The 13,791-nt window shown below is 74.4% G+C and carries 1 protein-coding gene; it reads left to right on the forward strand.

Going from position 1 to position 13,791, the window contains the following annotated elements; genetic code table 11:
- Positions 1 to 289 precede the first annotated feature (289 nt).
- The coding region (locus ACFC1X_RS24295) for an amino acid adenylation domain-containing protein (protein WP_376356870.1) at positions 290 to 13,791 on the forward strand (13,502 nt) is incomplete at its 3' end.

Consider the following 13,791-nt stretch of genomic DNA (forward strand, 5'->3'; position numbering starts at 1 on the left):
AGAAATACGGGAGCACCCGCCGGGGAAGAGGGGTAACCGCATTCTCGGGCAGCAATGGGAAATGCGCGTGGCCACACTCTACAAATGACCCGTATAACCTCGCTATCAGCTGGTTATCAAGCCTCCTACCTGCGGTTATCCACTCGGATAACTATATTGACCATCTCGTCGCAGCCTTGCTAGCGTCCCAGTTCGCCCTTAATTGAATGCCATCCGGGCAACACCTTGTTTGTTTTAGTGCGCGCCACTGAGAGGCCGGGGGTTCCGGCGGAGGATTGTGAGGAGACAGGTGTCTGAGAACTCTTCGGTTCGGCACGGTCTGACCAGCGCCCAGCACGAGGTGTGGCTCGCGCAGCAGCTGGACCCGCGCGGCACGCACTACCGGACCGGGTCCTGCCTGGAGATCGACGGGCCGCTGGACCACGCGCTGCTGAGCGCGGCCCTGCGGCACACCGTGGCCGGGACGGAGACGCTCTGCTCCCGCTTCCTCACCGACGAGGAGGGCCGTCCGTACCGCGCGTACTGCCCGCCCGCGCCGGAGGGTTCGGACGCCGTCGAGGGACCGGACGGGGTGCCGTACACCCCCGTGCTGCTGCGGCACATCGACCTCTCCGGCCACGAGGACCCCGCGGGCGAGGCCCAGCGGTGGATGGAGCGGGACCGCGCGACGCCGCTGCCGCTGGACCGGCCCGGCCTCAGCAGCCACGCCCTGTTCACGCTCGGCGGCGGCCGGCACGTGTACTACCTGGGCGTCCACCACATCGTCATCGACGGCACCAGCATGGCCCTGTTCTACGAGCGGCTGGCCGAGGTGTACCGGGCGCTGCGGGACGGGCGCGAGGTCCCGGCGCACTCCTTCGGGGACACGGACCGGATGGTCGCCGGTGAGGAGGCGTACCGCGGCTCGGCGCGGCACGAGCGGGACCGGGCCTACTGGACCGGCCTGTTCGCCGACCGTCCCGAGCCCGTCTCGCTCACCGGCCGGGGCGGCGCCCGGGTGCTCGCGCCGACCGTGCGGAGCGTGACCCTCGGCCCGGAGCGCACGGGCGTGCTCGGCAGCGCCGCCGAGGCGACCGGCGCGCACTGGGCGCGCGTGGTGATCGCCGGCGTGGGCGCCTTCGTGCACCGGATGACGGGCGCCCGGGACATCGTGGTCTCCGTGCCGGTCACCGGCCGCTACGGGGCGGGCGCCCGGGTGACGCCCGGCATGGTCTCCAACCGGCTGCCGCTGCGGCTGGCCGTGCACCCCGGCGACAGCTTCGCGCGGGTGGTCGAGAACGTGTCCGGGGCGATGAGCGGCCTGATGGCGCACAGCCGCTACCGCGGCGAGGACCTCGACCGCGAGCTGGGCGGCTCCGGGGTGTCGGGACCCACGGTCAACGTCATGCCGTACATCAGGCCGGTGGACTTCGGCGGGCCGGTCGGCCTGATGCGCAGCATCAGTTCGGGTCCGACGACCGACCTGAACATCGTGCTGTCCGGCACCCCCGAGGCCGGGCTCCGCGTCGACTTCGAGGGCAACCCGCAGGTGTACGGCGTCCGGGACCTGGACGCGTTGCAGGAACGCTTCGTCCGGTTCCTGGCCGAGCTGGCGGCCGACCCCGCGCGCACCGTCGACGACGTGGCGCTGCTCACGGCGGACGAGCGGGACCTGGTCCTCGACGGGTGGAACGACACCGCGCACGAGGTGCCCGCCGCGACGCTGCCCGAGCTGCTCGCCGAGCGGGCCGCGCGCACCCCGGACCACGAGGCCGTCGTGTTCGAGGGCACCTCGCTGACGTACGCCGAACTGGACGCCCGCGCCGAGCGGCTGGCCGCCGCGCTGGCCGCCCGGGGCGCCGGTCCGGAGCGCTTCGTCGCGGTGGCCGTGCCCCGGTCCGCCGAGCTGGTCGTGGCGCTGGTCGCGGTGGTCAGGTCGGGCGCGGCGTACGTGCCCGTCGACCCCGGCTATCCGGCCGACCGCATCGCGCACATCCTGCGGGACGCGGGCGCCATGCTCGTCCTGACCACGCGGGACGCCGAGGAGCGGCTGCCGCAGGACGGCACGCCCCGGCTGCTCCTCGACGACCCGGCCGCCGCCCAGGAATCCGGCACCACCGCACCGGTGACGGCGCCCGCCCCCGACCACCCGGCCTACGTCATCTACACCTCCGGGTCCACCGGCCGCCCCAAGGGCGTCGTGGTCTCCCACCGGGCGATCGTCAACCGCCTGGCCTGGATGCAGGACACCTACGGCCTGGAGCCGTCCGACCGGGTGCTGCAGAAGACGCCCTCCGGCTTCGACGTGTCCGTGTGGGAGTTCTTCTGGCCCCTCGTCCAGGGCGCCACCCTGGTCGTCGCCCGGCCCGAGGGCCACCTGGACCCCGCCTACCTGGCCGACACGGTCCGGCGCGCGGGCGTGACCACGCTGCACTTCGTGCCGTCGATGCTCGACGTGTTCCTGCGCGAGCCCTCCGCGGCCTCGCTGAGCGGACTGCGCCGGGTCTTCTGCAGCGGCGAGGCCCTCTCGGCGGAGCTGCGCGCCCGCTTCCGTGCCGTGTCGGACGTACCGCTGCACAACCTGTACGGGCCCACCGAGGCCGCTGTCGACGTGACGTACTGGCCGTGCGCCGAGGACACCGGCGACGGGCCGGTGCCGATCGGACGCCCGGTGTGGAACACCCGGATGTACGTGCTGGACGCCGCGCTGCGCCCGGTCCCGGCCGGCGTGCCCGGCGAGCTGTACATCGCCGGTGTGCAGCTGGCCCGCGGATACCTGGGCCGCCCCGGCCTCAGCGCCGAACGCTTCACCGCCGACCCGCACGGGGAGCCCGGCAGCCGGATGTACCGCACCGGCGACCTCGCCCGCTGGAACCACGACGGCAGCCTCGACTACCTCGGCCGCGCCGACCACCAGGTCAAGCTGCGCGGCTTCCGGATCGAACTCGGCGAGATCGAGGCGGCGCTGGTGCGGCAGCCGGAGGTCGGCCAGGCCGCCGTCGTCCTGCGCGAGGACCGGCCCGGCGACCAGCGGCTCGTCGGCTACACCGTGCCCGCGCCGGGCGCGGAGGCGGACGCCGCGCTGCTCACCGCGCGCCTGCGCGAGCTGCTGCCCGGCTACATGGTGCCCGCCGCCTTCGTCACCCTGCCCCAGCTGCCGGTCACCCCGAACGGCAAGCTCGACCGCAGGGCCCTGCCCGCCCCCGCCCGCACCGAGCGCTCCGCCGGGCGGGCCCCGGCCACCCCGGGCGAGGAGCTGCTGTGCGCGCTCTTCGCCGAGGTGCTCGGCGTCGACGAGGTCGGTGTCGACGACAGCTTCTTCGAGCTGGGCGGCCACTCCCTGCTCGCCACCCGGCTGATCAGCCGCATCCGCGCCGCCGCCGGCGCGGAGGTGCCGATCCAGCGGGTCTTCGAGTCGCCGAGCGTGGCGGAGCTGGCCCCGGCGCTGGCGGAGACCGGGCGGGCCCGCGCGGCGGTCACCGCCCGGCCGCGCCCCGAGCGGCTGCCGCTCTCCTTCGCGCAGCAGCGCCTCTGGTTCATCCACCAGTACGAGGGACCCTCGCCGCTGTACAACATCCCGGCGGCGCTGCGGCTGACCGGCAGGGTGGACGAGGCCGCGCTGTCGGCTGCCGTCGGCGACGTGGTGGCCCGGCACGAGAGCCTGCGCACGGTCTTCGCCGAGGACGCGCACGGCCCCCACCAGGTGATCCTGTCCCCCGAGCGGGCCCCGGCCCGCCTGGAGACGCTGGACAGCGCCCCGGAGCGGCTGGCCGACGACCTCGCGCGCACCGCCCGGCACCGCTTCGACCTCACCCGGGACGTGCCGCTGCGGGCCACGCTGCTGCGGGTGGCGCCCGAGGACCACGTCCTGCTGCTCGTGCTGCACCACATCGCGGGCGACGGCTGGTCGCTGGCGCCCCTCGCCCGTGACCTGGGCACCGCCTACGCGGCCCGGTCCGCCGGTACGGCCCCCGGCTGGGCGCCGCTGCCGGTGCAGTACGCCGACTACACGCTCTGGCAGCGCGAACTGCTCGGCACCGGCGGCGACGAGGCCGGGAGTGCGGGCGGCGAGGGCGGCGGCGAGCGCGGCGGCGAGGGCGCCCGGCAGCTCGCGCACTGGCGGGAGGCGCTCGCCGGGCTGCCGGAGCGGCTGGAGCTGCCCACCGACCGGCCGCGTCCCGTGCGCCGCGACAACTCCGGCGCCCGCCTCGACCTGACGGTGCCCGCCGACCTGCACCGCTCGCTGGCCGTGCTGGCCGGCGAGACGCGGACCAGCGTCTTCATGGTGCTCCAGGCCGCCCTCGCGGGGCTGCTGACGCGGCTCGGCGCGGGCGAGGACGTGCCGATCGGCTCGACCATCGCGGGCCGCACCGACGCGGCGGTGGAGAACCTGGTCGGGTTCTTCGTCAACACGCTGGTGCTGCGCACCGACACCGGCGGCGACCCGACCTTCCGCGACCTGCTCGGCCGCGTCCGCGAGCGCGACCTGGCCGCCTACGCCCACCAGGACCTGCCCTTCGAGCGGCTCGTCGAGGCGGTCAACCCCGACCGGGCCACCTCCCACCACCCGCTGTTCCAGGTGATGCTGACCTTCGACACCACCCAGCAGGACGCCCTGGGCGAGCTGGGACGGCTCCCCGGGATCAGCACGTCGCTGCTGCCGGTGCACACCGGGCTGTCCCGCTTCGACCTCGTCCTCGCCTTCGACGAGCGGCGGGACGCGGACGGCGGGCAGGCCGGTCTTGACCTCGCGGTGGAGTTCAGCACCGAACTCTTCGACGCGGGGACCGTGCGCACGCTCACCGAGCGGCTGCTGCGGCTGCTCACGGCGGTCGCCGCCGACCCGGGCCTGCGGCTCGGCGACGTCGACGTGCTCGTCCCCGGCGAACACCACGACCTGCTGGTGACGGCCAACCGGCCGGACGCCTCCCCCGTCTCCCCCGCCTCCCCCTCGCCCGTCACCGCGACGCTGCCCGAGCTGTTCGAGCGGCAGGCCGCCCGGCACCCGGGCCGCACCGCGCTGACCTTCGAGGGCACCTCGCTCTCCTACGCCGACCTCAACGCCCGCGCCAACCGCCTGGCCCGGCTGCTCACCGCGCGCGGCATCGGCCCCGACGCGCTGGTCGCCCTCGCCCTGCCGCGCTCGCCCGAGCTGGTCGTGGCGCTGCTCGCGGTGGTCAAGTCGGGCGCCGCCTATGTGCCGTTGGACCCCGGCTACCCGGCCGACCGGCTCGCCCACGCGCTGTCCGACTCCGCGCCCGCGGCCCTGCTCACCGACCGCGCCACCGCCGGCCGGCTGCCCGCCCACGAGGTGCCCCGCATCGTCCTCGGCGAGGCGGCCGACCACCCGTACCCCGCCACCGACCTGACGCAGGACGAGCGGATCAGGCCCCTCGACCCGGCGGACACCGCCTACGTCATCTACACCTCCGGCTCGACCGGACGCCCCAAGGGCGTGGCCGTGCCGCACCGCAACGTCGTGCGGCTCTTCTCCGCCACCGAGCACTGGTTCGGCTTCGACGAGCACGACGTGTGGACGCTGTTCCACTCGTACGCCTTCGACTTCTCGGTGTGGGAGCTGTGGGGTCCGCTGCTGCACGGCGGCCGCCTCGTCGTCGTGCCGCACGACGTCAGCCGGGACCCCGCCGCGTTCCTGTCCCTGCTCGCCCGCGAGCGGGTCACCGTCCTCAACCAGACGCCGTCCGCGTTCTACCAACTGGCCGCCGCCGACCGCGAGAGCCGCACCGAACTCGCCCTGCGTACCGTGGTGTTCGGCGGCGAGGCCCTGGACCTGTCCCGGCTGGCCGACTGGTACGAGCGGCACGCCGAGGACGCGCCGGCGCTGGTCAACATGTACGGCATCACCGAGACCACCGTGCACGTCTCGCACTTCGCCCTGGACCGCGCCACCGCGGCCGCCGCGTCGGCGAGCACGATCGGCGTCAACATCCCCGACCTGCGCGTCTATGTCCTCGACGACCGGCTGCGCCCCACCGCGCCCGGCGTCACCGGCGAGATGTACGTAGCGGGCGCGGGACTGGCCCGCGGCTACCTGGGCCGCCCGGCGCTCACCGCGGACCGCTTCCCCGCCGACCCGTACGCCGCCCTGTTCGGCGAGCGCGGCACCCGCATGTACCGCACCGGCGACCTGGCCAGGCGCCGCACCGACGGCGGCCTGGACTACCTGGGCCGCGCCGACCAGCAGGTGAAGATCCGCGGCTTCCGCATCGAGCCCGGCGAGATCGAGGCCGTACTCGCCGCGCACCCCGCCGTCGACGACGTGGCCGTGGTGGCGCGCGAGGACGTCCAGGGCGACCCGCGGCTCGTCGCCTACGTGGTCACCGGCACCGACACGACGGCCCGCGCGCTGCACGACCACGCCGCCGGGCACCTGCCCGACCACATGCTGCCGTCGGCGTTCGTCACCCTGGACGTGCTGCCGCTGACGCCCAACGGCAAGCTCGACACCAAGGCGCTGCCCGCCCCCGCCCACGCGGGGCAGGTCACCGGACGCGCCCCGCGCGGCCCGCGCGAGGAGATCCTGTGCTCGCTGTTCGCCGAGGTGCTCGGGGTGCCCCGGCTGACCGTCGACGACAGCTTCTTCGACCTCGGCGGCCACTCGCTGCTCGCCACCCGGCTGGCCGCCCGCATCCGCAGCACCCTCGGCGTCGAACTGTCCGTGCGGCGGCTGTTCGAGAGCCCGACCGTGGCCGGGCTCTCCGCCGTCCTCGACGGGGCCGAGCGGGCCGGGGCCGCGCTGACGGCCGGGGCGCGCCCGGAGCGGCTGCCCCTGTCGTACGCCCAGCAGCGGCTGTGGTTCCTGCACCAGCTCGAAGGCCCCTCCCCCACCTACAACATCACCGGCGCGCTGCGGCTGACCGGCGCCCTCGTCCCGGAGGCGCTGCGCGCGGCCTTCCAGGACGTCGTCGTACGCCACGAGAGCCTGCGGACCGTCTTCACGGAGGACGCGCGGGGCGCCCGGCAGACCGTCCTGGACGCCGCCGGGGTGCGCTTCGAACTGCCGGTCACCGACCTCACCGAGGACGTGCTCGGCCGCCGTCTCGAGGAGGCCGCCCGGCACTGCTTCGACCTGACGGCCGACATCCCGGTGCGCGCCGAGCTGTTCCGGCTCGGCGCGGACGAGCACGTCCTGCTGCTGATGGTCCACCACATCGCCGGTGACGGCTGGTCGCTGGGCCCGCTGGTCCGCGACCTGGCCGCCGCCTACACCGCCCGCGCGGCCGGTCACGCCCCCGACTGGGCGCCGCTGCCCGTGCAGTACGCGGACTTCACCCTGTGGCAGCGGGCCTCGCTCGGGGACGCCTCGGACGGCACCAGCGCCGCCGGCCGCCAGCTCGCGCACTGGAAGCAGGCCCTGGCCGGGCTGCCCGACCGGCTCGAACTGCCCGCGGACCGGCCGCTGCCCGCCGTCGCCTCGCACCGCGGCGGCCGGGTCCCGCTGACCGTCCCCGCCGACCTGCACCGGGGCGCGGTGGAGCTGGCCAGGGAGTCCCGCACCAGCGTCTTCATGGTGCTCCAGGCCGCCCTGGCGGCCCTGCTGACCCGGCTGGGCGCGGGCGACGACATCCCCCTGGGCACACCGGTGGCGGGCCGCGGCGACGACGCCGTGGACCAGGTCGTCGGCTTCTTCGTCAACACCCTGGTGCTGCGCACCGACACCAGCGGCGACCCCACCTTCCGGGAACTCCTCGACCGGGTGCGGGACACCGACCTGAGCGCCTACGACCACCAGGACCTGCCCTTCGAGCACCTGGTGGACGTCCTCTCGCCGACCAGGTCGCTCTCCCACAACCCGCTCTTCCAGGTGCTGCTGAGCCTGGACACCACGCAGCAGGACGCCCTCGCCGCGCTCGCCACCACCGGCCTGGGCGTGAGCCTCCTCGACGTGACCACCGGCGTCGCCAAGCTGGACCTCGCCCTCGAACTCGCCGAGCACCGCGACGCCGACGGCGCCCCCGCCGGACTCGTCGGCGCGGCCGAGTACAGCGCGGACCTGTTCGACGAGGGCACGGTCGCGCTGCTGGTGGAGCGGTTCCTGCGGCTCCTGGACGCGCTGGTCGCCGACCCCGGCCGCCGCATCGGCGACGTGGCCGTGCTCAGCGCCCGGGAACTGGACCGCGTCCTGGTCGAGTGGAACGACACCGCCCGCAGGCCGGTCGACCGCACCTTCGCCGACTACGTCGCCCAGCACGCCGCCGACCGCCCGGACCACCTCGCCGTGGAGTCCGCCGACGGCACCCTGACCTACGGCGAGCTGAACGAGCGCGCCAACCGGCTGGCCCGCCGCTTCCTCGAACTGGGCGCCGGCCCCGAGCGGTTCGTCGCGGTCGCCCTCCCCCGCTCGGCCGACCTGGTCGTCTCGGCGCTCGCCGCCTTCAAGGCGGGCGCGGCCTACCTGCCCGTCGACCCGGCCTACCCCGCCGAGCGGATCACCCACCTCGTCCGGGACGCGGCCCCCACCCTCGTCGTCACCACGTCCGCCCTGGCCGCCGGCCTCCCGGACACGGGTACACCCGTCCTCCTGCTCGACGACACCGGGACCGCGACGGCCCTCGCCGCGCTCCCCGGCCACGACGTCACCGACGCCGACCGGCCCGCCCCCCTGCGTCCCGAGCACCCCGCCTACATGATCTACACCTCGGGAACGACGGGCCGCCCCAAGGGAGTCGTCGTCACCCACACCGGGCTGCCCGGCCTCGTGGACATCTTCACCCGCGACTGCGCGGCCGGCCCGGGCAGCAAGGTCCTCCAGCATCTCTCGCCGAGCTTCGACGCGTCGTTCTGGGAGCTGGCGATGGGCCTGCTCACCGGCGCCGCCCTGGTCGTGGCACCGCGGGAGACCACGCCGGGACCCGAGCTGGCCGAGCTGGCGACCCGGCACGCGGCGACCCACCTGAGCCTGACGACCTCCGTCCTCGGGCTGCTGCCGGAGGGGTCGCTGCCCGACGGGCTGACCCTCGTCGTGGGCGCCGAGGCGATCCCGCCCGAGCTGGTGGAGCGCTGGTCGCCGGGCCGGACGATGCTCAACTCCTACGGTCCCACCGAGACCACGGTCTGCTCCACGATGAGCGGGCCGCTCTCCGGCCCCCTCACCCCGCCCATCGGCTCCCCCGTCACCAACAGCGCCGTCTACGTCCTTGACGCGGCCCTGCACCCGGTCCCGCCCGGCGTACCCGGCGAGCTGTACGCCGCCGGACCGCACCTGGCCCGCGGCTACCACGCCCGCCCCGCCCTGACCTCCGAGCGGTTCGTGGCCAACCCCTTCGGCGACCCCGGCACCCGCCTCTACCGCACCGGCGACCTGGTGCGCTGGCTGCCCGACGGCGAGCTGGAGTACCTGGGACGCGTCGACACCCAGGTCAAGATCCGCGGCCTGCGGATCGAGCCCACCGAGATCGAGGCGGTCGTCACCGAGCGCCCGCACCTGGCGCGGGCGGCCGTGATCGTCCGCGAGGACCGGCCCGGCGACCGGCGGCTCGTGGCCTACGTCGTGCCCGAGCCCGGCCGCACCGTCGACACCGCCGCGCTCCGCGCCGAACTCCGCGAGACCCTGCCCGACCACATGATCCCGACCGCGTTCGTCGTCCTGGACGCACTGCCGCTGACGATCAACGGCAAGCTGGACCGCAAGGCGCTGCCCGCCCCCGACTACTCCGCCCGCACCTCCGGCCGGGCCGCCCGCGACCCGCGTGAGCGGCTGCTGGCCGGCCTGTTCGGCGAGATCCTCGGCGTGGAGTCGCCCGGCGTGGACGACGGCTTCTTCGACCTGGGCGGCGACAGCATCCTCTCCATCCAGCTCGTCGGCCGCGCCCGCGCGGCGGGCCTGGTCCTGTCCGTGCGGGACGTCTTCGAGCACCAGACGCCCGCCCTGCTCGCCCGGTCGGCCGCCGACACGCCCGGCCCGGACGACTCCGCGCGGGACTCCGACGTCCCGGCGTACGGCCCGGCGCCGCGCACCCCGATGATGGGCTGGTTCGCCGACCTCGGCTCCGGCAAGGCCGAGTTCAACCAGTCACTGGTCCTGCGCGTGCCCGCCGCCCTCGACTTCGACACGCTCGGCGCCGCGCTGCGGGCCGTGCTCGACCGTCACGACGCGCTGCGCATGCGGGTGGCCGACGACTGGACCATCGAGATCCCGGAGCCGGGCTCCGTGACACCGGCCGACTGCCTGGTCCGCTTCGACGCCGTACGCCTCGACGAGTCCGCCGTACGCGCCGCGGTCACCGAACAGGCGTGGGCGGCCCGCGCCCGCCTGGCCCCGGCCGACGGCCGCATGCTCCAGGCCGTCTGGCTCGACCGGGGCGCCGCCCAGGACGGCCTGCTCGTCCTGGTCGCCAACCACCTGGTCATGGACGGCGTCACCTGGCGCATCATCGTCCCCGACCTGGCGGCCGCCTACGCCGGCGACACCCTCGCCCCCGTGGGCACGCCGTGGCGCCGGTGGGCGCTGGCCCTGACCGACCTCGCCGCACAGCCGCGGACCGAGGACGAGCTGGACCACTGGCGTGCGGTACTCGGCGACACCCCGCGCGCGCTGCACGTGGACCCCGCGCGGGACACCCACGCGAACGCGGGCGAGATCACCGCCGAACTCGACGCGGACACGACCGAGGCCCTGCTCACCCGGGTCCCCGGCGTCTGCCACGCGACCATCAACGACGTCCTGCTGAGCACCTTCGCCCTGGCCGTCGCCCAGTGGCGGCACGGCCGCTCCGAGGACCCCGCCGCACCCGTCGTCGTGGACCTGGAGAGCCACGGCCGCCACGAGGAGGCCGTCCCGGGCGCCGAACTCAGCCGCACCGCCGGATGGTTCACGTCGATGTACCCGGTCCGGCTGGCCCCGCCCGCCCTCTCCGGCGACGCCGGATCGGCGATCCGGGCGCTGAAGGCCGTCAAGGAGCAGCTGCGCGCCGTACCGGGCGATGGCCTCGGCTACGGCCTGCTGCGCCACCTCAACCCGCGCACTCGGGACGCCCTCGCCGCGCTGCCCGTCCCCGAGTTCGGCTTCAACTACCTGGGCCAGATCGGCCAGGAGGGTGCCGACGAGGCCCCGTGGACCATCGAGGGCGGCGACGTCGCCGGTATCGACGGTGCCATGCCGCTGGCCCACCCCGTGGACGTGAACGCCGTCGCCCGGGAGACCGCCGACGGCACCCGGCTGCGCGCACGCTGGACCTACTCCCGCACCGAGCTGGAGCCCGAGGACGCCCAGCGGCTGGCCGACGCCTGGTTCCGGATGCTGAGCCGCCTGGTCGAGGAGGCCCGGCAGCCCGGCGCGGGCGGCCTCACCCCCTCCGACATCGCCCACCCCGCGCTCGCCCAGGACGAGATCGAGCACCTGGAGGACGCCCTCCCCGACCTCCAGGACGTCCTGCCCCTCGCCCCACTCCAGGAGGGCTTCCTCTTCCTCAACCTGTACGACGAGTCCGCCCGCGACGTCTACGTCGGCCAGCTCGCCTTCGACCTGGAGGGCACCTTCGACGGCACCCGGATGCGCGCGGCGGCCCACGCCCTGCTGCGCCGCCACGCCAACCTGCGGGCCGGGTTCCGGCAGACCGGGTCCGGCGCGTGGGTGCAGGTGGTGCCCGCCGACGTCGAACCGGACTGGCGCGAGTACGACCTGACCGACCGCGCCGAGGACGAGCGGGAGGCGGAGGCCGCGGGGCTGGCGGCCGGGGACCGGGAACGCCGCTTCGACCTCACCAGCCCGCCGCTGATGCGCTTCACAGCGATCCGCCTGTCCGCCGACCGCGTCCGCCTGGTGATGACCAACCACCACATTCTGCTCGACGGCTGGTCCATGCCCCTGCTCTGGCAGGAACTGACCGAGCTGTACGTCTCCGGCGGCGACCCCGTGAGCCTGCCCCGGGTCCGCCCGTACCGCGACTACCTGGCCTGGCTCGACGCCCGCGACCGGGAAGCGGCAAGGACCGCCTGGCAGGAGTCCCTGTCCGGCCTCGAAGAGACCACCCTCCTCGCCCCGGACGCCGGCCCGGCAGAGACGGCGCCCTCGAGCGTCCCGTTCGGCCTGGACGATGACGCCACGGCGGCCCTCTCCACGTGGGCACGGCGCCAGGGCGTGACCATGAACACCGTGGTCCAGGGCGCCTGGGCGCTCGCACTGGCCCAGGCCACCGGACGCGACGACGTCGTCTTCGGCGCCACCGTCTCCGGCCGCCCGCCCGAGCTGCCCGGCGTCGAATCGATGATCGGCCTGTTCATCAACACCCTGCCCGTCCGCGCCCGCCTCGACCACGCCGAGCCCCTGGGCGCCCTCTTCCGCCGCCTCCAGGCCGAACAGGCCCGCCTCCTGGACCACCAGTGGGCCGGACTCGCCGACATCCAACGCTGGGCCGGACACGGCGAACTCTTCGACACCGCCATGGTCTTCCAGAACTACCCGGTGAGCGCCGACACGACGAGCCGCCAGCTCGACGGGCTGCGGGTGGCCGGTTTCGACGCGGTCGAGAGCACGGACTTCGCCGTCAACCTCGTGGCCCACACCCGCGACGACAACCTGCGGCTGCGCCTCGACTACCGCGCGGACACCTGCTCCGGCCACCTGGTCCGCTCGCTGGCGGACCGGATGGTGCGGGTGCTGGAGACCCTGGTCACCGACTCCGACCTGCCCGTCGCCCGCCTGGACACTCTCGACCCGGCCGACCGGGAGCGGGTCCTGGTGGAGTGGAACGGGGAGCGGACCGAGCTTCCCGGGACGCCGCTGCACGAACTGATCAGCGAGCAGGCCGGTCGGACGCCGGATGCGGTGGCCGTGGTGTGTGAGGGCGCCACGCTTACCTATGCCGAGCTGGACGGGCGCGCCAACCAGCTCGCGCGGCATCTGCTGGGAGAGGGGCTGGGCGCGGAAGACTTCGTGGCGATCGCGCTGCCGAAGTCGCTGGACGCGATCACCAGCATGCTGGCCGTGCTGAAGACCGGCGCGGCCTATCTGCCGATCGACCCGGACTACCCCGCCGAGCGCATCAGCTACATGCTCGACGACGCCCGACCCGCCCTCACTCTCACCGAGCCGGTGGACCGGGCGGCCTATGAGAGTCGGTCCGACGGGCCTCTGACGGATGCGGAGCGCCGTAGCCCGTGGTCACCGCGGCACGCGGCCTACATGATCTACACCTCCGGCTCCACCGGCCGCCCCAAGGGCGTCGTCATCGAACACCACGCCCTGACGACCTACCTCCACCGAGCGCGCGGGACGTACAGCGCCATGGAGGGCGTCACCGTCCTGCACTCACCGCTCGCCTTCGACCTCACCATCACGGCGCTGTGGACGCCCCTCACGGCCGGCGGGACGGTTCATCTGACCAGCCTGGAAGAGGCGGTGGCGCAGCCGAGTCTCATCAAGGCCACGCCCAGCCACCTCCCCCTCCTCACCAACCTGCCGGATACGGTCTCCCCCTCCCACACCCTCATCCTCGGCGGCGAAGCCCTCCACACCGACCACCTGGCCGCCTGGCGCGACCAGCACCCCGACGTCCAGATCATCAACGCCTACGGCCCCACCGAATCCACCGTCAACATCACCGACCACCGGCTCGACGGCACCGAAGACGGCCCCGTCCCCATCGGGCGGCCGTTCGCCAACACGCAGGTGTATGTGCTGGATTCGGCCCTACGTCCCGTAGCCCCCGGTGTCACGGGTGAGCTGTACCTCGCCGGTGAGCAGTTGGCGCGTGGGTACCTCGGCCGCTCCGCGCTGACCTCGGAGCGCTTCACCGCCAACCCCCACAGCCCCACCCCCGGCACCCGCATGTACCGCACCGGCGACCTCGC

It is taken from the genome of Streptomyces sp. NPDC056128 (assembly GCF_042263835.1).
GTDB lineage: Bacteria > Actinomycetota > Actinomycetes > Streptomycetales > Streptomycetaceae > Streptomyces.